Origin of the sequence: Helicobacter ganmani (assembly GCF_003364315.1) — a bacterium.
GTDB lineage: Bacteria > Campylobacterota > Campylobacteria > Campylobacterales > Helicobacteraceae > Helicobacter_D > Helicobacter_D ganmani.
This window is the reverse complement of sequence record NZ_NXLS01000005.1, coordinates 1-22,815: the sequence shown is the minus strand read 5'-3', so window position 1 is coordinate 22,815 and position 22,815 is coordinate 1. Positions and strand designations below refer to the sequence as shown.

Below are 22,815 nucleotides of genomic sequence, written 5' to 3'. Positions count from 1 at the left end.
TTACCTTTTAAAATATAGAATTTTAAAATATTTTTGATTAGGAATAGAATAATGTTAAAAGGAATTTACGCGATTAGCGATACTCTTTTGACGCCAAAAGATAAATTAGAACAATCCTTGCAGGCTGCCATTCAAGGTGGAATAGCATTGTTCCAATTGCGTGATAAAGAAAGCTGTGATGAAGAAATAGCAGAACTTTGTCCCAAATTGGAGAGAATTTGCAAGGATTCTAATGTGGTTTTTGTCCTCAATGATAGAGTGGAATTGGCGATAAATCTTAAGGTTGAGGCTTTGCATATCGGAAAAAAAGCAGACGACACGCCCTATACCTTAGAGGAATTAAGGCAAATTCGCGCAGATTATCGTGGAATCTTGGGTGTTTCGTGTTATGGGAGTTTGGAATTAGCCAAAGCAGCGGTCGGAGCAGGGGCGGATTATGTCGCCTTTGGATCTTGCTTTTGCTCTCTCACCAAACCACAGGCTAAAAGAATGGATTTGAGTTTATTTAAGCAATTTTCTATGATGTCCCACTCTATTCCAGCTTGTGCGATTGGCGGGATTAATGCCCAAAATATTGCACAAATAAAAGAAGCACAAATGGTAGCGTGCATTAGCGGTATTTGGCGAGGAGACATTGTGCAAAATGTTCAAAATCTTATTAAGAATTGGAATTGTTAAATTCCAGGATTCTTAAGTATTTGTATTTAGCGGTCTTTAAAGATAATGACTTCATAGGAGCTTTGTTTTTTGATGACAGATTTACTCGGCTGATTGGCTTTGAGTTTTTCTAGGCTAAGATGCAACTCTTCAATCTCTTTGTCCTGTTCATCTAACCTATCCTTAAGTCGCAAAATAATATCCACTCCTGCAAGATTGACTCCCAAATCTCGTGTCAAGCGCAAAATCATTTTGATTTTGTCAATGTCGCGTTGGGAGTAAAGGCGCATTTTTCCATCTGTCCTACCCGGTTCTACTAGTCCCTCCCGTTCATATTGTCGTAAGGTTTGCGGGTGGATTGCTAGAATCTTGGCTACAACGCTGATTAAATAAACAGGCTCATCATAACTATACATTAAATCTCCTTATAAGTATTTTTCCAATGCGTTTTTGAGCTCATTAGGCATAGAATCACAATCGGGCAAAATAATGTTTGCTTCTAAATATAAATCGCCATAAATTTTTGTTTTGCGATTCATTGCGCCGAGCTCTTTAACGCGAAATTTTTGTGAATTTTTGGTATTTTTTGGTATTTTTAGAGTAATTGTTTTTTGCAAGGTTTCAATTTCAATTTTGCCACCAAATAATGCAATTTTTAGAGGTAAATTAAATTTTTTTGTCAAATCATCACCTTCTTGTGTGTATTGTGGGTGAGGAGAGACACTGACTTTAAGCAACAAATCCCCGCTTTGCGCCCCTATTGTTTGCCCTTTGCCTTTTAGGCGAATGGTCTCTCCATTTTTAATGCCTGCTGGAATCTTAATATCATAATTTTTGCCTTGCACATTTACACTATGTTTGCCTCCTAAAATTGCGGTAGTAAAAGGAATCGTAACTTGCGCATTGAGGTCTAAGTTGGGCTGATTTCGTGTGTTTTTAAAACCCGAATGACTAAAATCAAATCCGCCAAAGCCCGCATTGCCAAAATTTGCTCCTCCAAAACCCCCAAATCCTCCACTAAAAATTTGACTTAAAATATCGTCTAAATTCACATTGCCTTGTCCGCGGGCAAAATCATGGAAATTTTGTCCGCCAAACATAGAATCTCCAAATTGGTCGTATTGTTTGCGTTTATTTTCATCGCTTAGAATCTCATAAGCGGCATTAATTTCTTTAAATTTTTCTTCTGCTCCCGCGTCTTTATTGATGTCTGGGTGGTATTTTCTTGCTAAGCGACGATAAGATTTTTTGATTTCTTCACTACTTGCATCTTGAGAGACTTCAAGTGTTTCATAAAGGCTTTTTGACATTTTATTTCCTTAAAATATTTAAAACTTTATAATTTATTATATAATAAAACTTTAGTTTATGTCAATCAACTTTGTAAGGATTTGGCAACTTTTCTTTTTAGTGTTATAATTGCAAATTTTCGGAGGAATTTATGCAATATCCGCTTTTGTGTTTAAGTGCAAGTGCTGGGAGTGGAAAGACTTATCAGCTTGCAATGCGTTATCTAAATCTACTGCTTTTAGGGGCAAAACCTTCTAGCATTTTAACGCTTACTTTTACGAAAAAAGCCGCTCAAGAAATGGAAGAAAGAATTATCCATAAGATTAAAGAACTTTATGACAATAAAAATAATAGAGAGTATATTAATAAATTTGAGTTTATTACTATCAAAGATGAACAAGAATGGCTAAAATGGCAAGATAAAATCAGTCAAATTTATTATGATTTTTTGCGAGAAGACTTAAAGATTACGACGATTGACGCCTTTTTCCAAAGAATCTTAAAAAATTTTTGTTGGTATGTGGGGGTAGAATATGATTTTGAGTTGCAAGAAGATGATTTAGAAGCAATTACGGAAATTTTTTTATCGCTTTTGGAAAAAACTGATTTTGAGCAGATTTTAGAGATTTGTTACCGCAAAAAACAAACTCTGAACCATATTCTCACTTTGTGCGTGTTTTTGGATTCTTTTAAGGAAATGCTCCAACAAAGCCTTTTTATACAAAAATTTATAGAATCACAAAGAGAAAACCCCAAAGAAAAAGCAATGGAATATGCTAGGCGCATTCAAAAAACTTATGTTGAGACTTTTGGAGAATTAGCAGATAGTTTGCAGTTTAGCAATTTTGAAAGCTTATTACAAAAGGGTCAAACTTGGCTAACAAAGCAAAATTTACAAGACTACAAAAGAGATAAATTTTCTAAAACTCCCTTTAATGAAGCAGATTTTGCACTCTTAAAAGAATCTATTTATCAAGGTTTATTGCAAGAAGAAGCAGAATATTTGGAGCAGCTTTATCGGATTTTTCAATGCTTTTTAAAAGCAAAAGAACATTATTATCGGCAGAATAATCGTTTAAGCTTCAATGCAGTTGCCTCAAAAGTTTATCAATTATTAGCCGCAAAATTTATTCATAAAGATTTTTTGTATTTTAGACTTGATAGCACATTGAGCCATATTTTAATAGATGAGTTTCAAGACACAAGCATTTTGCAATATGAGATTCTAAAGCCATTGATTGAGGAAATCAAAAGCGGCAAGGGACAAAAAAACTTTGAGCGGAGCTTTTTTTATGTAGGGGATACAAAGCAATCCATTTATCGTTTTCGTGGAGGGAATCCGGAATTATTTAAAATTGCAAGCAATGGAATGGAATCCCAAAACTTAGATACAAATTACCGCAGTGCTAGACATATTGTGGATTTTGTTAATGATGTTTTTACCAATACGATTCAGGATTTTATCCCCCAAATTGCGAAGATAAATGTAGAAGGTAGCGTAAAAGTGCAAGCTTGCACAAAAGAGAATCTTTATTTTGAGGTTTTTCAGAGATTAGAGGATTTAAGAAAGCTAGGGGCAAAAGAGGAAGAAATAGCGATTTTGGTTTTTGATAACAAATCCGTAGTGGAACTTGCACAATTTCTGCAAGACAAGGGGGTAAAGGTTGTCATTGACACGAGTGCAAAATTAATTCATCACAATGAAGTGCGTGCGCTAATAGAGGTTTTAAAATACATACAAACTAAAAAGATTCAATTTAGGCAAGAGTTTTTTATGCTTTTGGGAATAGAGATTACAGAATCGCAGAATAAAAGCTTAGAGGTTGTTGTAGAATCTCTTGCAAAAGTTAAAGAACCTGCAAGGGTATTGTTGAAAATTATGGAGTCTTATCATATCGCAAGTTTAAGTGCCAAGAAATTTTTAGAATCTTGTTTGCAATTTTATGATATAGGGGAATTATTGGAGCAAGTAGAGAGGTTTGCGTTAGAGATTATTTCAAGTGATTTTGTGGGGATTCGGATTATGACAATTCATAAATCCAAAGGATTGGAGTTTGAAAATGTGTTTGTGGTGGATAAATCCAATGCAAGCAACAATCAGCACGGAAATGTGTTTTTTGAGTTTAAAGAAAATGGTGTAGAGATTCAAAGGATTTTTCAATATGCTAATCAAAACAAGAGCAAAATTAGAAGTAGCTTGGATTCTATGTATCAAAATGCGTTGTGTAAAGAAGAAGAATTGGAAACCAAGGATTTGAAAAATCAGCTCTATGTTGCCTTAACGCGCGCAAAAGATACAATGAACATTTTTTGTCTTGACAATAAAAGTGCTTTTGAGATTCTGCAACTCAATGCACAAGCAAGAGGGGATTTAAAAAGCGCAATACAAATGCAAATCCAAAGAGGAAAAATCGCTGTAAATCTAGAACCCCAAAAGACTTTTTGTTGTATTTCTTCCTCGCAACTAAGTTTGGAAAATCTCGGACGACAAAAGGAAATGTATCTAAAAGAGGAGGAAGAGGAAAGAGGAGAAAATGAAGAGATTTGCGGAAGTCTTAAAGCAATTTATTATGGAATTGCACTGCATTTTGTGATGGAACAAAAGCTTAAAAATGCCCTTAGGGATTCGTTGATTTTGGAGCTTTTGGATAATAAAGTAGGATTTTATTTAGAGCGCGAAGAATTACAAAAAATCATCACACAATGTAATTTTGTATTAAAAAATCAAAAATTAATTGAAATTTTGGCTAAAGGAAAGGTAAAATGTGAAATTCCTTTTTTGTTTGATGGTAAGCAAAAACGTTTAGACCTTTTGATTATAGGAGATGAGCAAGCGTTTATCGTAGATTATAAGAGCGGTTCACCTAAGGAATCACATAGGGTGCAAGTGCGTGAATATATGGAATCTGTAAGTGCAATATTGCATAAAACAGCTTATGGATATATTTTTTACACGCAAGGTGAAGGAAGATTAGTTGAAGTTTAAGGAGGAGTTATGGAAGCGGAAAATAAAAAAGGTTTTTTAGCGATTTTTAAAAAAATCACACAAAGCGAATCTTTTGCGGGTGTTTTATTGCTATGTTGTGCAATTTTGGCGATGATTGTCGCAAACTCGCCTTTGGGTGAAGCGTATGCGCAGCTTTGGAAAACTAAATTTGGTTTTAGTGTAAATGGACATTTCATTGGAATGAGCTTAGAACATTGGATTAACGATGTTTTAATGGCATTTTTCTTTTTGGTTGTAGGATTAGAAATTAAACGCGAAGTGCTTTTTGGAGAACTTGCGGGATTTAAACGTGCTGCATTACCGATTATTGCCGCACTTGGTGGAATGATTGGACCGGGAATTATTTATTATGCTTTAAATGTAGGCACAGATTCTGTAACAGGGTTTGGAATTCCAATGGCGACAGACATTGCGTTTGCATTGGGGGTATTGGCAATACTTGGGAAACGCGTTTCTATCTCTGTTAAAGTCTTTTTGGTTTCCTTGGCAGTTGCGGACGATTTGGGTGCAATTATCGTTATTGCATTATTCTATTCTACTGGAGTTTCTCTTGAATGGTTGGCAGTTGCGGCGGGGATTATTGTTGTGCTTGTGATACTTGGCAAAATGGGCGTTAAGGCTCTAACTCCTTATATGCTTTTGGGAGTCTTTTTGTGGATTGCCGTGCATAATTGTGGTGTGCATGCGACAATTGCAGCGGTTATGCTTGCTTTTACGATTCCTGTTGCGCCTAAGATTGACACACTTTCCTTTATGGACAAACTTAAAACAATCGTGAGTCATTTTCAAGAGGCAGAAACGAAAAAAGATGGAATCTTACTTCAAAATGAACAAGTGGAAGCTTTACACCATTTAAGCAAAGAAAAAAATGCGGTGCAAAATCCGCTCTTGCGTTTAGAACACGCACTTGCACCTTATAGCAATTATCTCATTATGCCAATTTTTGCGTTTGCAAATGCTGGAGTTGCGATTGGTTCCAATATTGATTTTAGCATTGACCATGTCTTTTTGGGAATTCTTTTAGGGCTTGTGGTTGGGAAACCAATCGGAATCTTTACCTTTACTTTTGTTGCAGAGAAGCTTGGAATCGCAGCGCGTCCTAATGGTGCTTCGTGGATGGATATTTTTGGAGCGGGAGCTTTAGGAGGGATTGGATTTACGATGTCTATTTTTGTTACTAATCTTGCATTTGATGTCAATAGCGCACACGGTCTTGTTGCAACAGATGTTGCTAAAATCACGATTCTTGTTGCTTCTTTGACAGCAGGTATTTTAGGAAGTATCTTTTTTATCATTCGTGGCAAACTCTCGCACCACTAATCTCATCAAGATGGGCTTTTTGCTCGTCTTTCGCACAAGATTCTATGTTCAATCAACAAAGTCATTTCAAAATCGCAGTTTTGGGCAATATAATGCGTGGAGGAATTGGCGATGAAATAGTGTGTATTCCTTGTCTCTACGCGCTTAAATCTCTCTATTTTGAAAGTTATTTAACTTTATTTGTTAAAAATCAAAAATGTCTTTTGTCGTCAAAAAAACTCCCTTATATTGATGAGGTTTTAGAGGTTGCAAAGATTAAGAATGATTCGGAAAAGAAGTTTGATATTCTTTTGGTGATTGAACATCATAATCTTAAAGTGTTAGAAATAGCGGAGTCTATTCAAGCAAAGCGCAAAATCGTTACATTAAGTCAATCTCTTTTACTTCATATGCCCTTTTTATATTTAAAGTATTTAAGAAAGTTTCAAGTTTGTGTCAATCCTTATTGGCTACAAACACACAATGAGATTCAAAGAAATCTCAACCTTGTGCGGCAAATTAATCCCAAAACTTTTGGCAAAACAATAAAATCTTTGGATTTTTCATTAGCTAAATTACCGCTTTTGGAGGCTTCCTCCCAGAGAATTAAAGTTTTATTATGGGCTTTGGGTAAGGGAACACGATATAAACAAGTAATTGGAATTTTTCCTTTTGCTAGAAGTTTAACAGGAAAAGTTAATTTTAATATTAAAGAATGGATTATTCTAGCGCAGGCTTTAAGTAAGGAATTTTCGGAAATTCTGTTTGTTTTTGTAAATTATCGTGGGACACAATATCATTTTGCACCCTTTACGCAAGAGAATCTCAAGGTGTTTTATAATGAACAGGGTTTGGAGGATTTGATTGCTTTTGTGCAATCTTGCGATGGAATCTTGGGTGTGGATAGTGGGCATATTCATCTAGCGGATAATGCTAAGATTCCGACTTTGGAAGTTATGGTGCAAAGGCTTGCAAGGCAGTGGAGTGGGGGGTTTTATGGAGGTTATTTTTCTTCCCTTACGATGCCGCTTCATTGGCGCGAGGAAGAGCAAAAATATTTAGAATCTTTTTTGCAAAAGGCAAGGGATTTGATTCTTTTTGTCAAAAATCACAAGGAGTTTTAATGAGATTTTGGAATAACTTTATCTGCGGGGGGGGGGGGGATTTTCCGCTTAAAATAGCTTTTTATCTACTTTGTGCTAGGATAGGTGATGCAATGGTAATTTTAAAAAGTCTCTATGCGGCAAAGTTTCTCTATCCAAAAGCGACTTTAAGCCTAATTGTAAAATTTAATACAAGTAAAAATTTGTTTAGAAATATGGAATGGATTGATGAAATTGTATCTTTTGATGAGGTTTTGCAAGATAAAACAAGGAAGTTTGATGTAGTGTTGCTTCTGTTGCAACACGATAATTTAAAGGCAATTTGGGAAGTTAAAAGGATTCCAACCAAACGAATTTTAACTACTTTTTCTAAGAATCTTTTGCTCCATAAAAGAATGTTGTTTATCCCTCAAGTAGAGCAAGTCATTAATCCTTATTGGAGGCAGAATCGTGCATTTATGGAGGGGAGTTTGAATCTCGTGCGTGCAATCAATAAAAAACATTTTGATAAAGAGATTCCAAAGATTGATTATTCTAAAGCTTTATTAAAAAGAGAGGAAGAAAACATTATTTTCGTAGATAGTATATTAGAAAAACTTGAGGCTTGCAAATATGCGAAAATTATCGGAGTCAATCCTTTTTGTGTTACCCTAAAAAATGCTGGCAAAAATTTTTCCTTTTCCACTTGGTTTAGGATTGCAGAAAATCTAGCCAAAGAGTTTCCACAATTCCTTTTTATTTTTATGGATTATCCAAAAAGTGGCGTCCAATTTCCCAAAATGGAGCAAGAAAATCTCAAGATTTTTAAAAATAACCAAGATTTACTTAATTTAGTAGAGTTTATCAGTAGATTAGATTGTCTTTTAAGCTCAAATACAGGCAATGTGCATATTGCGGATAATCTTAAGATTCCAACCTTAGAACTCATTAGAGAAAGTGCGCAAAATAGATGGCAAGGGGGCGGTTGGGGTGGAATCTATGAGGATGTCATTGTGCCTACAAGTTGGCAGACGAGAGAAAAAGAATTTGCAGAAATTTTTTTGCAAAGAGCTAAGGATTTTTTAATCCAAAATTTAGCTTAAAGATTTAATTAGTAAAGCTCTGCTAAAATCCGCTTTTATTTTCATTAATGAGGATTTTATATGGAAAATATTGGAAATACACTAGCGCAATTATTACCACTTATTGTTTTGATTGCAATTTTTTATCTTTTAATCATTCGTCCGCAGCAAACACAAGCAAAAAAGCATAGAGAAATGGTTGCGGCATTGGATAAGGGAGACAAGATTATAACAAGCGGTGGGTTTATCGTTGAGATTGTGAAACGTGAAGAAGAATTCTTTATGGTTCGTTTAAATGATGATACGATTGTGAAACTAGCTAAAGATTATGTTGCTAAAAAGTTTGAGCAATAGTTGAATGATGAAAAAGCCTTTTAATTCCAAGCTATTTTTTTTTATTTTCGCAATTCTTTTTGGAATTGCACTTTCTATTCCTTCCTTTTTTCAAACACAAGGACCAAAAATCGTTTTAGGGCTTGATTTACAAGGGGGATTGAATTTACTTTTGGGAGTCAAAACGCAAGAAGCTATAAAAACGCGTTATTCTTCTATCGCCTCACAGATTAATTACTATACATTAGAGGAGCAGATTTTATTAGATAATCTAAGTGCGCAAAATAATAGTGTCCAATTTGAGTTATTGGATTCTAACGAAAAATCCAAGATAGATGGATATTTAAAAGAAATTTCGGGTTTAAAAATAGAGGAGCAAAATCTAAACTATACACTTTCTCTTACGGAAGATGAAATTGTAAATATAGAGAATTTTGCGATTGAGCAGGCAATTAGCAATATTCGGAATCGTTTAGACCAATTTGGATTATCCGAGCCAAGCGTAACCAAGCAAGGCGATGACGCGATTTTGGTGCAGTTGCCGGGTATTAAAACACAAGAAGAGGAACAACGCGCTTTAGAACTTATCTCAAAAGGTGGGCATTTGCAAATGATGGCGGTAGATGAAGCACGCAACGCAAGAGTTTCTAGTATGACAGAACTAGAGGCAGAATCTTTGGGTGATGTGATTTTGCCTTTCATTAATAATCCCGAGCAAAAGATTTTGCTCAAAGCAATTCCTGTTTTAGATGGAGAAATGCTAACAGACGCAAGAGCGGCGTATGACCAGAATGGACAACCAATTATTAATTTTACCTTAAATACACAAGGTGGAAAGATTTTTGGTGATTTCTCGGGTAAAAATGTTGGCAATCGTATGGCAGTCGTGCTAGATGGCAAAGTCTATTCCGCCCCTGTGATTCGCGAGAGAATTGGAGGAGGAAGCGGACAGATTAGTGGTGGATTTAGCGTGCAAGAAGCAAGTGATATAGCAATTGCGCTAAGAAGTGGCGCATTACCCGCTCCTATTACTTTGCTAGAAAAACGTAGTGTGGGTCCCTCTTTAGGAGCGGATAGTATTCAAGCTTCTTTAGTGGCACTTATCACAGGTGCGGTGCTTGTTATGGGCTTTATGGTATTTTATTATGGAATCGCAGGAATGATTGCAAATCTTGCAATGGTGATAAATATCTTGCTAGTGGTTGCGGTTATGGCACTTTTTGGTGCGACTTTAACGCTTCCCGGAATGGCGGGAATTATTCTAACTGTTGGTATGGCAGTAGATGCAAATGTGATTATTAATGAAAGAATCCGTGAGGGATTCCGCGCCAAAGAGAATTTTATCAAGTCAATGGAAAATGGCTACGCAAATGCTTCAAGGGCAATTTTTGATTCCAATCTTACTTCTTTGATTGCTGCAATTTTACTTTATATGTGCGGAACGGGTGCAATTAAAGGCTTTGCAATCACAATGAGTATTGGAATCTTGGCTTCTATTATCACTGCTATTGTTGGCACACACGGAGTTTTTAGAGCTTTGCAGAATTATATTATGAAATCTGGAAACTATGCCTTGTGGTTTGGTTATAAAGAGAGAGCAAGTTAAGGAAAAAAATGGATTTTTTCAAACACAAAAAAATTTATGATTTTGTCAAGATGTCAAGCTATGGAATCGTGCTTTCTTTGATTTTGTTTGTTGTGTCCTTGGTTTTGTTTATGAAACCGGGCTTCACATTGGGTGTGGATTTTGCTGGTGGGACATTGATTCAACTACAATACGAATCACCTGCGCCTTTGGCAGAGATTCGGGCGAAGTTGGATTTGGTAGATTCCTATAAAGGTGCGCAAGTCAGTGAGTTTGGTTCTCCTGAAGAGATTTTAATCAAGCTACCTACCGCGACTTCAAGCGTAAATCAAAACATTGGTGAGGAAGTCGCAGAAGTCTTGAAAGATACTGGTACATTGAATATTAGACGTGTAGATATTGTCGGTCCAAAAGTGGGGAGCGAATTGCAAGAAAAAGGCACTTTAGCCCTTGTATTGGCACTTGTGAGTATTATGCTGTATGTTTCTTATCGTTATGAGTGGAGATTTGCACTAGCGGCGGTTTTGGCACTTGTGCATGATGTCGTGATTTCTGCGGGTGCTGTGATTTTGTTTGATATTGACTTAAACCTAGAAGTGATTGCTGCACTTTTGACTTTGATTGGTTATTCTATCAATGATACGATTATTATTTTTGATAGAATCCGAGAAACGATTGGCTTGCGTGTAAATGATGGTTTAGAAAAGGTTATCAATGAGGCACTTTCTGCAACGCTTTCACGCACAATACTCACTTCTTTGACAATGTTTTTTTCTGTCTTTACACTTTATCTTTTTGGAGGAGAAATCATCAAAGGCTTTAGTCTGCCGATGTTGGTAGGTTCTATTGTGGGAAGTTATAGTTCTATTTTTGTTGCAAGTAAATTAGTGATTTTATTTAAGTTTGATTTAAAAAAATATCATCAAAAAGTTGCTGATGCCGAGCGTAGAGCATTGGAGAAAAAGAAATTACGCGAAATGTATGAGAAAGGAAGGATATAATGGATTGGGGTAAGGTTCTCTTTATATTTTTTATTTTAATGAGTTTAACTTCTACAGTCGGATTTTTGTATGACCAAAGCCTTGTAATGCTATTTATTGCCGGTGGCGTCAATCTTTTATCCACGATTTTAAAAGTTGGTGTAAGAAGTTATATGTCTGCAGAATTAATGGCAGCCTCGCTTGTAGCGGATTTACATTTAATTCCCTCTTTTATCTATATGCAGGTATTTGATAATACAAATGTCGCAGTGGCTTTGGCATTAGGAGCAGTGGTGGCAAATATCGTTTCTATCGTATTTGTAGCAATTGAAAGCGTTAAAAGCTATAATGACTACAATTAGGAGTAAATGTGGAGTATAATGCAAAAGCAATTGAAAAGAAATGGCAAGATTTTTGGGAAGAGAATCAAGCATATGAACCAAAACCCGATAAAACATTACCCAAAAAATATATTTTAAGTATGTTTCCTTACCCTAGCGGTAATATTCATATGGGGCATGTGCGCAATTATTGTATTAGTGATGCAATTGCTAGAAAATTTCGCAAGGAGGGATTCAATGTCTTGCACCCGATTGGTTGGGACGCCTTTGGAATGCCCGCAGAAAATGCTGCAATAAAACATAAAACTCACCCAAAAGTTTGGACTTATTCTAATATTGAAAATATGAAACGTCAGCTTTATAGTTTGGGATTCTCATTCTCTAAAACACGCGAATTTGCCACTTGTGATTCTATTTATTCTAAATGGGAACAATCTTTATTTATTGCAATGTGGGAAAAAGGCTTGATTTATCGCAAGAAAGGTTTTTTGAATTGGTGTCCAAAAGACCAAACCGTGCTTGCAAACGAGCAAGTGATTGAGGGGAAATGTTGGCGCTGTGATACTCCTGTGGTGCAAAAGGAAATGTATCAGTATTACATTAAAATTACGGATTATGCACAAGAATTATTGGACGATTTAGAAACATTAGAAGGTAAATGGCCTAATCAAGTGCTGACAATGCAAAGAAATTGGATTGGCAGGTCAGAGGGATTGAAATTCACTTTTAAATTAGAAAACAAAATAGAATATTCAAAAGGTGCGATAGAGAATATAGAAGTTTTCACTACGCGTCCAGATACAATTTTTGGTGTAAGTTATTGCGCTTTGGCTCCAGAACACCCTCTTGTAAAAGCGGTTTTAGAAAATGCAGAATCTTATGGAATCACACAAAAACAAACAGAGCAAATCCTTGCGATTCAAAATACAAGCGAAAAAGAGCGCGCACAACAAGACAAAGAGGGGGTGCCACTTGGTATTTCCGTAATCCACCCGCTAACACACGCAAAAATTCCGCTATGGGTCGCAAATTTTGTCCTCATCAGCTATGGAAGCGGTGCGGTTATGAGTGTGCCTGCACACGATGAAAGGGATTATGATTTTGCCAAAAAATACCACTTACCGATTCTCCCTGTCATTATTGCAAAAGATTCTAAGGCAAAGCTAGCAAAAGAGAACTTTTATGACGGAAATGGAATCTTAATTCATTCGCAAGAATTTAATGGATTGGATAATGAAGAGGCAAAAATCAAAATTATTGAATATTTTGAGAAAAATCAATTAGGTAAAGCTGTTGTGAATTTTAAATTGCGGGATTGGGGTGTTTCAAGACAGAGATATTGGGGCACTCCGATTCCATTAGTGCATTGTAAAGATTGTGGAATCGTAGCAGAGACAAATTTGCCTGTTACATTACCTGAAGATGTTATGATTGACGGAGAGGGAAATCCGCTAGATAAGCACCCTTATTGGAAGCATTGTGCTTGTCCGCAATGTGGCAAAAATGCTGTGAGAGAGACAGACACATTAGACACTTTTGTAGAATCTAGTTGGTATTTTTTGCGTTATACGACACCGACACAATTGCGTCAAGAAGAAGCCTTTAGTCGCGCAGATGAGAGTTATTGGATGGATGTAGATGAATATATTGGTGGAATTGAGCACGCAATTTTGCACTTACTTTATTCACGATTTTTTACAAAAGTCCTACGCTCTTTGGGCTATACGGATTCTAGTGAGCCTTTTTCTCATCTTTTGACGCAAGGTATGGTAACCAAAGAAGGCGCAAAAATGAGCAAGTCTAAAGGAAATGTGGTAGATCCAGAGGAAATTATTGCGCAATATGGTGCAGATACTGCACGATTATTTATTCTTTTTGCAGCACCTCCAGTGCGCGAATTAGAATGGAATGATTTTGCCTTGGAAGGTTCATATCGCTTCATTAAACGACTTTGTGCTAAGGTGGAAAAGATACAAAAAATACAAAATTTGCCCAAAATCCAATCGCAAAATTTAAATGAAAAAGAAAAATATGCGCGCAAAAAGGTTTATGAAGCGTTGAAAAAATATCAAGAAACTTTCTGTCACGCCAATGGTTATGCTTTTAATACCCTAATTGCTGCGTGTATGGAGGCTTTAAATGCCTTAAACGAACAAGATAATGCAGAAATTTGGAGTGAGGGATATTTTATTCTTTTAAATATTTTAGAGCCGATTATTCCTCATATTTGTTGGGAATTAAGTCAAGAATACTTTTGCTTGCAAAATTTTACAGAAATTCCAATAGATAAGGAAGCTTTAAAAGAGGATTCTATCGTAATGGCAATCACGATTAATGGGAAAAGACGCGGAGAAATCAAAGTGGATTTAACAAGTAGTAATGGAGAGATTTTGAATCTTGCTAAAGCAGAAGTTGCGAAGTGGATAGAAGGCAAAACAATTCTTAAAGAAATTGTTGTGCCTAAAAAATTAGTAAATTTTGTGGTCCAATAATGTTTGGAATCTTTAAAATTACTTTTTCTATCGGATTTTTGCTACTATTTAGTGCGTGCGGTTATCAGCCCATTGCACATAAGGCTCAAAAGGCAGTGGGAGATAAAGTTTATGTAGAAGTTAAAATCAATGCGCGCGACCCACAAAATAGTGTAGCCTTAAAAGATGAAATCTCAAAGGCAATTTTTGAACGTTTGCACGCAAATGTATCCAATAAGGAGGATTCTACCGCTATCATTGAGGTGCAGCTGCAAAGAGTGGCGTTTAGTTCTCTTGCGGAAAATCGCACGGGATTTTCTACTTTTTATCGCTGCGAAGTAACGGTGGAATTTAAATATACCAATACCTTAACACAAGCAACGCGTCAATTTTCAAAAAAGGGTTATTACAATTTTTCACTGAACGATACTTCCGTGATTACAGATTCTATTCGTCTTGAGGCAATCAATCAAGCACTCTTGCAAGCAATTGATGGTTTTGTTTCTCAAGTGGGAATTGAAGTGCAATAATGCAAAATGCTCAAATAATTGCTAGAGAAGCATTGAAAGCATTGTTGAAAGAGGGCAAAGAGCCTACACCAGAATTTTATGCAGAAGCCTTTTATGCTCAAGCAAAAAAATTAGGCAGCAATGTAGGAGAAATAGACTTTAGCACAGAAAAAATCCTTGAAATGTTAGATAAGGAAGTAAGAGAGAGTTTATTTAATCGGAAATTTAAAAATAAAAATGAATTAATTACTTCTTTGGTGCAATCTATCCATCATCTGTTTTTTTATAAGAGAAATTTTTATACTCAATTAGAGATTCTAAAGTTGCTTTTGCGTTTGCTCACGACGCATCCACATAAGGAAATTAGTATGCTTGCCAAAGGACAATTATTGGAAATTGATAAACTCAATGCACAATCTATGCAAATATGGCGTGAGCGTTGGGCGGAACAGATGAAAGGAATCGTAGAATTGGATTTCATAGATTTGGCTAAAGGTTTAGAAGTTTTGAGTGGGTTTAAGATTCAAAATTCTTCGTTTTGTCATTGGCAAGAGGAAGCGCGCAAATGTTTGAAAAAGAATACAAATAAAGAAACCAAGATAAAGCTCTTGCATAAATTAGAAAAAATTTTGAAAGAACAATTTTCCAAGTTAGAGCAAAATCAAGTTGCAAAAAAATCACCAAAACATCATCAAACCACAACTTCTACACATCAGCCAAAGCACAAATCCGTTCCTTTGAAATATAATGACATTTATTCTTTGCCGATTGATTCAATGACAACACTTGTAAGCAAAGAGGGAATGCAAGAAGTATTGGATTTTGCGGAATCGCAATTTCAAAACAATCAAAAAAATTATTCTGTGATTGTTTTTGGGATTGCAGCTTATGAAAAGGTTAAGGAACATTTCGGATTAGAAGCCGCCAAACGCGTTATGGCAACTTTGGGGAGATTACTCAAACGATACAGCAATGAAAGTGATTTGATAGCATATTATGGTGAGGAAGAGTTTTTGGCTTGTTTGCTAGAACGTTCCAAAGAGGAGGCAATAGAATTTATCCGCAATTTAGATTCCATAGTGAGCCAAAGTATTTTTATGTTTCAGCAAACGCGCATTAATATTTCTCTAAGCGCACAAGTCTCGCATAGGGTAGAATCTGAAAGTTTAGAAAATATGTTAAAAGTAAGTTTGGAGGAATTTAGCAAACACAAAGACTCAAAAGGAATTATTAATTATGAATCTTAACGCACACAATGAGACGCAATTAGAAAGATTTTTAGATGAAAAGGGATTAGAATATGCTCCTTTTGACCCCGCACGTGCTCCCAAAATTTTACAACAATTAAACATTGTGTCTTTGCCTACACAAACAATTATTCAAGTAATTGGCACAAATGGCAAGGGGAGCACAGGAAGGTTTTTGAGTTTAATATTGCATAAAATTGGATTTAATGTCGGGCATTTTAGTTCCCCGCATTTGTTGTCTCTTGAGGAGAGATTTTGGAAAAATGGGGCAAATCTTTCAAGAGAGGTTTTGAATGAAGCATTTTTGGCATTGGATTCCACCGCAGAATTGCAATTAGAAAAAGCAAGCTATTTTGAAGTTTTAACTTTCTTGGCTTTGGAGGTTTTCAAAAATTGCGATATTTTGGTGCTTGAAGCAGGGCTTGGGGGTGAATTTGATTCTACAACGACTTGTGTGCAAGCAGAATTATCGCTTTTTACGAGCATTGGTTTAGACCATCAAGAGTTTTTGGGGGATACTTTAGAAAAAATCGCAACCACCAAATTAAAAGCAATGTCCAAAAGAGCAATTTTGGGATTCCAAAGCGAAAATGCAGAGGAAATTATAAGCATTGCACAAGAAATCGCCAAAGAAAAAAATGCAAAATTAGAAATCCTTAAAGAAATTCCTGATGAGATTTCTCAATGGATTGCAAGGAAAGATTACCCCTATTATCAAGCGCAAAATTTGACTTTGGCTTATTATGGCTTATTGGCTTTGAAAGAAATCTTAGAACAAAAGCAAGAATTTTCACAAAATGTTTTAGCAAATTTTTCGCTAGAGTGCTTAAAGATTCTGCCTTCATTGGATTTGCAAGGGCGTTTGCAAAGGCTTGCACCCAATCTTTATTTAGATGTTGCACATAATGTCAATGCGGCACAAGCGTTAGTAAAGCAATTTAAAAATCATTATTTTAGCCAAAATAAATGTGTTTTAATTTATAATTCATACTTTGATAAAAATCCTCGCGCAGTTTTGAGTGCGTTAGCACCGATAATTAAACGTGTAGAGATATTAGAAATTGCCAATATGCGAATGATTGCAAAGGCTCAATTAGAAAAGATTTTACAAGAATTAAAGATAGAATTTAAAGATTTTAAAATGATGAATCTTAATCCAGAAGAAAATTATTTAGTATGCGGTTCATTTAGTGTTGTCGCAGAGTTTTTGACACATTTTTCAAAAACAAAAAGATAGGGGGAAATGTGAAGAATCGCTTTGTTGTTACTATTACCGATGTAAATGGTTCTAAACAATATAATATTCACCAATATATGAAGCAAATTATGTTGTATATCATCTTGCTTGTTGTTGTGATATTTTTCTTTAGTTTTATCTCTATTCGCCTGCTTTTAAAAGAAGTGGAACAGATTGAAATAAAACGTGATTTAATGCAGCAAGAATATTTGAAAATCAACGAAAAAAATGAGCAATTACGCGCTTTGGTAGATGAAAAAACAGAAGAATTAGTAAAAGTTTCTGATAGAATTGAGGATTTAGAAGGAATCGTAGGCTTAAGTGACCAGATTATTGAAGCACCACAAGATTTAAGTTTGATTGAACGCGTGGATTTAGCAAGAATAACAGGCGCACAAAAGGCATTTGTAATGCAATTAATCCCTAATGGTGTTCCTCTACGTGGAAGTTATCGTATCACTTCTGAATGGGGAGCACGCGTGAATCCTGTCTTACAGCGCACCCAACCTCATAATGGTATTGACTTTGGAATTCCCGTTGGGACACCGATTTATGCGCCCGCAGATGGTGTGGCAGATTTTACCAATAATGGTTATAATGGTGGTTATGGAATTATGGTAAAATTAGAACATTCTTTTGGATTCAAAACATTTTATGCTCATTTGAGCAAAATTGTTGTGAATAAGGGAGATTTTGTGCAACGCGGGCAACTCATCGCATATTCTGGGAATAGTGGTAGAAGCACCGGACCGCATTTGCACTATGAAATTCGCTATTTAAGTCGCGACCTTAATCCGCGCCCATTTATAGAATGGACGATGCGGGATTATACGCAAATTTTTGAAAAGGAGAAAAACATAAAATGGCAATCTTTGCTAACAATGATAAACAAATTAGTGGAAATTCAGGCAACACCAGCATTATCGCACAAGGAACAAAAATAAAAGGTGATGTGATTAGTGAGTGTAATTTACATGTTGATGGGACTTTAGAAGGTAACATTATCGCTAAAACAAATGTTGCAATTGGTAAAAATGGTAGCGTCAATGGTAGTATTAATTCCGAACATTTGGTGGTGAGTGGAAAATTAATGGGAAATTGCGAATGCAATATTGTAGAGATTTTACCACAAGGCAGAATTGATGGTAGTATTACCGCTAAAGAATTGATTATTGAAAAAACAGGTGAATTTGTTGGACAAAGCGTTGTGTATAAAAACAATGAATGCACCAATGGGTTTGATAAAATCAATAAAATGGGTTTAGATAAATCAAAAGTGGCTCCCTTTAGTCTAAAAAAATCAGAGGATGGCGGTGAGTCAAAGTAGTGTTTATGCGTATCTGAAAGGTTTTAAGAAAGAATTTGATTCCCATTTTAAAAATGGTTTAATTATCATAAGTGAAGAGAGGCAAAGTGCGCTAAATGCTAGCGATGTCGCACGATTTTTAGGAATTAACACTTTTGTGTTACCGGATTTTCGCGCTAAATTTGGTGAAGATTTGCGCAGTTTCCAAGAAGAGTTAAGTGAAATCTTTGTTGTGTTAAGAGAGTTTTATTCTTGCAAAAGCCCAAAGATTCTCTTTAGCCCTCTTTCTACTTTATTGTATCCGTTACCCAATACGGAATCCCTCCAAAGCATTGAATTAAAAGTCGGTTCTACTCTTTCTTTAAAGGATTTCAAAGAAACTTTATTTTACTTAGGCTATGAGTTTGTGGATTTGGTAGAGCTTAGTGGTGAAGTCTCTATTAGAGGAGAGATTATTGATGTATTTAGCTCACAACCTTGTCGCATAATACTTTTTGGCGATGAGATAGAGAGTATTCGCACATTTGATGTTCAAAGCCAACTTTGTTCCAAAGAAGAATTAGAAACACTCGCGATTCCACCCGCATTTTTTAACCTCAATGCCGAATCTCATACAATTTTACAAAATATCATCTTAGAACAACAAACTTCTTTTTTGGATATTGAAAAAAGTAGCAGTTTAGCTAGTTTTGGGTTTTGGTATTTGGATAAAATTAACGCTGCGCAAGATTTTTTGCAAACTTACCCATTTATTGTATTGCCAAATGTTAAGGAATTTGCGAAAGAAATTTTAGAATTTCAAGAATACAATGAACAAAGTGTGCAAAGAATCTTAAAGAGCAAAGAAATCCCAAAAAGTGAAGAATATCAGGATTTTGATTATCATTTCAATACTTTAAAAAACTTTTTGGAGTTTCACAAAAATAAACAAATTACTATTATTGCAAAGACGGAATCTCAAGTGCGTCAAGCAGGAATTACATTGGCGGACACACATTTTAAGATTCTGTTAAATTTGGATATTTCAGTCAATATTTTGGGAAAAGATGAGCTTATTTTATCTCTTAATTCTCCTCAGAAACAAAAAAAACACCTTAAGGCTAAAATCTTTTTAGATGAGTTAAATATTGGTGATTATGTTGTGCATTGCGATTATGGGGTGGCAATTTTTAATGGAATCGTGCAGGCAAATATCTTTGGAGCGACGCGTGATTTCATTGAGTTGCGCTATTTAGGTGAAGACAAACTACTTTTGCCTGTTGAAAATTTAGAAAGAATTGACCGCTATGTGGCAGATAGTGGAGGGATTCCATTGTTAGACCGCTTAGGGAAAGGCTCTTTCGCAAAACTCAAAGAAAAAGTCAGAGAAAAACTTTTTATCATCGCAAATGCAATCATCGCACTAGCAGCAAAACGCGAATTGCTTGATGGCGTGGTTTTTGATACAGCAAAGGAGGAAATTTTAATTTTCCAAAATCAAAGCGGATTCCATTATACAGAAGACCAAACGCAAGCAATTACAGAGATTTTTAAGGATTTAAGCTCGGGACGTGTAATGGATAGATTGCTAAGCGGAGATGTGGGATTTGGCAAAACAGAAGTGGCAATGAATGCGATGTTTGCAGCATTTTTGAGTGGTTATCAGTCTGCCATCATTGCCCCAACAACTTTATTGACATATCAACATTTCAATACTCTGCAAGAACGTTTTGCGCCTTTTGGGTTGAAATTAGCCCGCCTAGACCGCTATGTTAGCGCAAAAGACAAAAAGAATATTTTGGCTAGTCTTAAAAAGGGCGATTTAAATGCAGTCGTTGGCACACATGCGCTTTTTAATGTAGAGTTTAAGAATCTAGCCTTGATTATCATAGATGAGGAGCATAAATTTGGAGTGAAACAAAAAGAAAAGATTAAAGAACTAAGCCAAAATATTCATTTGCTTTCTATGTCTGCCACTCCGATTCCAAGAACGCTTAATATGGCACTTTCTCGCATTAAAGGTTTGAGTGAGTTAAAAACTCCCCCAAGTGAGAGGCAGGCTACACGCACTTTTGTGAAAGCCTATGATGAGATTTTGTTAAAAGAAGTCATCTTGCGTGAGATTCGCAGAGGTGGGCAAATCTTTTATATTCACAACAATATTGCCACAATGGCACAAAAAAAAGAGGAACTTTTAAGTATTTTGCCGCAATTAAAGCTTGCGATTCTGCATTCGCAAATCCCCTCTTCGCAAGCAGAAGACATTGTGCTAGATTTTGCCAAAGGCGCGTATCATCTTTTGCTTTGCACAAGCATTGTAGAATCAGGGATTCATCTGCCCAATGCGAATACGATTTTAGTAGATGGTGCAGATTGTTTTGGAATCGCAGATTTGCATCAATTACGCGGACGCGTAGGGCGAAGTAATAAAGGGGGATTTTGTTATCTTTTGGTAGAGGATTTTGAAAGCATTACTGCAGATGCCAAAAAACGTCTTTTGGCATTAGAGAAAAACTCATTTTTAGGCAGTGGAGGGGCATTAGCCTATCACGATTTGGAGATTCGTGGGGGAGGCAATCTAGTGGGCGAAGCACAAAGCGGACATATCAAAAATATAGGCTATTCTCTATATTTGCGTTTGCTTGAGGAGGCGATTTTTACTTTGAGTGGAGATGTGCAACAAAAACAAAACCCCATTGATGTGAAACTTAGCGTTACGGCATTTTTAAATCCCGAATTGATAGAATCGGAGCGGTTGCGTTTGGAGATTTATCGGAGGCTTTCTAAGAGTGAAGACGAAAATGCTGTGTTTTTAATTGAAGGAGAGATTGAGGAGCGATTTGGGAGATTAGATGTCTATACAAGGCAATTTTTGGACTTAATTCGTATTAAAATTATTGCACGGAATTGTGGAATCTCAAGTATTTTGAATTATCAACAAAACATTTCTTTTGTGGATTTAAAGGGTGAGAAATTGATGATTAAAGCCGCAAGCAAAGATGAAGACGATTTATTAACAGCAGTTTTTACTCATTTAGAAAGTTTAAAGTCAAAACAATTACAGAATAAAAGTAAAGAATCTTAAGGAACACAATGCGATTTGGAATGATTGGAGATATTGTTGGTAAGATTGGCAGGAAACAAGTGGCGCATTATTTGCCTCAAGCAAAAGAGGAATTTGCACTAGATTTTGTTGTGGCAAATGGGGAGAATGCAAGCCACGGATTTGGACTTAGCATTTCTTGTGTGCAGGAGCTTCAAGAAGTAGGCGTCAATGTTTTTACAGGAGGGAATCATATTTGGGACAAAAAGGATATTTTTCCTCTTTTGGCATTGAAAAATTCTAATGTCTTGCGCCCGCATAACTATCCGCAAGATGTGGTGGGAAGCGGAATCTATCGTGGGAAAATCAGAAATGAATCTTTTGCGATTCTTAATCTAATGGGACATTTTGGTATGCCACAATGTGATAATGCATTCCTTTGCGCTAGAGGTGCGGTGGAATCGTTACACCAAGAGGGGATTTTTAATATTCTTTTGGATTTTCACGCAGAAGCAACAAGTGAGAAACGCGCAATGTTTATGATGTTAAAAGGGCAAATTAGCGCGATTTGCGGCACACATACGCATATTGGTACAGATGATTTGGAGATTTTTAGCGGGACATTTGGCGTAAGTGATGTTGGAATGTGTGGTGCAAGAGAAAGCGTGATTGGAATGGACGCAAAAGAACCGATTGAGAGATTTTTGAGTGGTTTGCCCAATCGTCTAAATGTGCCAGAGGGGAATGGAATCCCGAGTATTTTTCAGATGATTGTATGTGAGATTGCGCAGGGACAATGTGTGCAAGCCTTTAAGCTTAAGGCGGTAGATGGTGGAAAACTACAAAAGACCTTGAGCGCGGATAAGGAATAGAAATGTTTAAAACAATAAACGCAAAAAATAATATAATCTATCATTTTAAGCCACTAGAAAGCATTTTGCAAAATTCCAAAATTCACTTTGTCGGAAGTGGGAATATTTTGTTTTTAAGTGCAAAAAGTTGTTTGAAAAATACGAATATCAATTTTGGAGGTAAGAATGCTTTGGTATTTATTGGCGATTCTACAATGACTGCGGATTCTATTGATGTGCAACATGAGAGTGTATGCTTCATAGGGAGTAATAATTACTTTAACCCCGCTTCAAGGAGGGGCTTTGCAGCAACAGAGCGTAAAAATATTATTGTAGGTAGCAATAGTTTAATTTCTTATTCTATTTGGTTTAGGACGGCTGACCCTCATTTGATTTATGATAAGGATTCTAATTTACGCCTTAATCCTAGCAAAAGCATTTATCTAGGCGACCATATTTGGGTGGGGCAAGAAGTGGGATTCTTAAAAGGTTGCTTTATTGCTTCGGGTTCTGTCA

Annotated in this window: 20 protein-coding genes; 18 read left to right on the top strand and 2 right to left on the bottom strand. The window is 36.0% G+C overall.

All coding sequences use genetic code 11. The annotated features are described in order from the left end of the window. Nucleotides 1–51: 51 nt before the first annotated feature. Nucleotides 52–678 (top strand): thiamine phosphate synthase, encoded by a 627-nt coding sequence (thiE, locus tag CQA43_RS05645; RefSeq protein WP_115551651.1) that lies wholly within the window; start codon nucleotides 52–54, stop codon nucleotides 676–678. Nucleotides 679–704: 26 nt separating this feature from the next. Here the strand turns inward: thiE and CQA43_RS05640 are convergent, their stop codons facing one another. Next, nucleotides 705–1,073, bottom strand: a complete 369-nt coding sequence (locus CQA43_RS05640; protein WP_115551650.1) for a heat shock protein transcriptional repressor HspR — start codon at nucleotides 1,071–1,073, stop codon at nucleotides 705–707. 9 nt (nucleotides 1,074–1,082) lie between these two features. Beyond that, on the bottom strand, nucleotides 1,083–1,967 hold the full coding sequence (locus CQA43_RS05635; RefSeq protein ID WP_115551649.1) for a DnaJ C-terminal domain-containing protein: 885 nt from the start codon (nucleotides 1,965–1,967) through the stop codon (nucleotides 1,083–1,085). Nucleotides 1,968–2,098: 131 nt separating this feature from the next. Here CQA43_RS05635 and CQA43_RS05630 point away from each other — a divergent pair, with 131 nt between their 5' ends. The 17 genes from CQA43_RS05630 to CQA43_RS05550 all read left to right on the top strand — a co-directional run. Next, entirely contained in the window at nucleotides 2,099–4,933 is a 2,835-nt protein-coding gene (locus tag CQA43_RS05630) for a RecB-like helicase (protein ID WP_115551648.1), read from the top strand. Between the two features lie 9 nt (nucleotides 4,934–4,942). Beyond that, nucleotides 4,943–6,274, top strand: coding sequence for a Na+/H+ antiporter NhaA (gene nhaA, locus CQA43_RS05625; protein ID WP_115551647.1), 1,332 nt, complete (start codon nucleotides 4,943–4,945; stop codon nucleotides 6,272–6,274). Between the two features lie 92 nt (nucleotides 6,275–6,366). Further along, complete coding sequence (locus CQA43_RS05620; RefSeq protein ID WP_115551646.1) at nucleotides 6,367–7,377, top strand: glycosyltransferase family 9 protein; 1,011 nt, start codon at nucleotides 6,367–6,369, stop codon at nucleotides 7,375–7,377. Next, nucleotides 7,377–8,438 carry a glycosyltransferase family protein gene (locus tag CQA43_RS05615; RefSeq protein ID WP_115551645.1) on the top strand — a complete coding sequence of 354 codons (1,062 nt, stop codon included), beginning with the start codon at nucleotides 7,377–7,379 and terminating at the stop codon, nucleotides 8,436–8,438. The genes CQA43_RS05620 and CQA43_RS05615 overlap by 1 nt, the downstream gene beginning before the upstream one ends. Before the next feature lie 60 nt (nucleotides 8,439–8,498). Continuing rightward, a complete protein-coding gene (yajC, locus tag CQA43_RS05610; protein WP_115551644.1) occupies nucleotides 8,499–8,771 on the top strand; it encodes a preprotein translocase subunit YajC in 273 nt (90 codons plus the stop codon). Between the two features lie 7 nt (nucleotides 8,772–8,778). Next, nucleotides 8,779–10,356: a protein translocase subunit SecD gene (gene secD, locus CQA43_RS05605; protein WP_115551643.1), complete on the top strand. Its 1,578-nt coding sequence runs from the start codon at nucleotides 8,779–8,781 to the stop codon at nucleotides 10,354–10,356. An 8-nt stretch (nucleotides 10,357–10,364) separates the two neighbouring features. Further along, on the top strand, nucleotides 10,365–11,336 hold the full coding sequence (secF, locus tag CQA43_RS05600; RefSeq protein WP_115551642.1) for a protein translocase subunit SecF: 972 nt from the start codon (nucleotides 10,365–10,367) through the stop codon (nucleotides 11,334–11,336). Beyond that, nucleotides 11,336–11,677: a DUF6394 family protein gene (locus tag CQA43_RS05595; protein ID WP_115551641.1), complete on the top strand. Its 342-nt coding sequence runs from the start codon at nucleotides 11,336–11,338 to the stop codon at nucleotides 11,675–11,677. The genes secF and CQA43_RS05595 overlap by 1 nt, the downstream gene beginning before the upstream one ends. 8 nt (nucleotides 11,678–11,685) lie before the next feature. Next, nucleotides 11,686–14,148 (top strand): leucine--tRNA ligase, encoded by a 2,463-nt coding sequence (leuS, locus tag CQA43_RS05590; RefSeq protein ID WP_115551640.1) that lies wholly within the window; start codon nucleotides 11,686–11,688, stop codon nucleotides 14,146–14,148. After that, a complete protein-coding gene (lptE, locus tag CQA43_RS05585; protein ID WP_115551639.1) occupies nucleotides 14,148–14,657 on the top strand; it encodes an LPS assembly lipoprotein LptE in 510 nt (169 codons plus the stop codon). The genes leuS and lptE overlap by 1 nt, the downstream gene beginning before the upstream one ends. Further along, a complete protein-coding gene (locus CQA43_RS05580) occupies nucleotides 14,657–15,883 on the top strand; it encodes a diguanylate cyclase (RefSeq protein ID WP_115551638.1) in 1,227 nt (408 codons plus the stop codon). Before lptE ends, CQA43_RS05580 begins: the two co-directional genes overlap by 1 nt. After that, nucleotides 15,873–17,120 carry a bifunctional folylpolyglutamate synthase/dihydrofolate synthase gene (locus tag CQA43_RS05575; RefSeq protein WP_115551637.1) on the top strand — a complete coding sequence of 416 codons (1,248 nt, stop codon included), beginning with the start codon at nucleotides 15,873–15,875 and terminating at the stop codon, nucleotides 17,118–17,120. Before CQA43_RS05580 ends, CQA43_RS05575 begins: the two co-directional genes overlap by 11 nt. Nucleotides 17,121–17,128: 8 nt before the next feature. After that, nucleotides 17,129–18,064 (top strand): M23 family metallopeptidase, encoded by a 936-nt coding sequence (locus tag CQA43_RS05570; protein ID WP_115551636.1) that lies wholly within the window; start codon nucleotides 17,129–17,131, stop codon nucleotides 18,062–18,064. Further along, nucleotides 17,983–18,447 (top strand): bactofilin family protein, encoded by a 465-nt coding sequence (locus CQA43_RS05565; RefSeq protein ID WP_115551635.1) that lies wholly within the window; start codon nucleotides 17,983–17,985, stop codon nucleotides 18,445–18,447. The genes CQA43_RS05570 and CQA43_RS05565 overlap by 82 nt, the downstream gene beginning before the upstream one ends. Beyond that, complete coding sequence (gene mfd / locus CQA43_RS05560) at nucleotides 18,428–21,490, top strand: transcription-repair coupling factor (RefSeq protein ID WP_115551634.1); 3,063 nt, start codon at nucleotides 18,428–18,430, stop codon at nucleotides 21,488–21,490. Before CQA43_RS05565 ends, mfd begins: the two co-directional genes overlap by 20 nt. 8 nt (nucleotides 21,491–21,498) lie before the next feature. Then, the gene (locus tag CQA43_RS05555; protein ID WP_115551633.1) at nucleotides 21,499–22,320 is read left to right on the top strand and encodes a TIGR00282 family metallophosphoesterase; all 822 of its coding nucleotides are present in this window, start codon (nucleotides 21,499–21,501) and stop codon (nucleotides 22,318–22,320) included. Nucleotides 22,321–22,322: 2 nt separating this feature from the next. Then, on the top strand, nucleotides 22,323–22,815 hold a 493-nt coding region (locus CQA43_RS05550; RefSeq protein WP_220271600.1), incomplete at its 3' end, for an LbetaH domain-containing protein.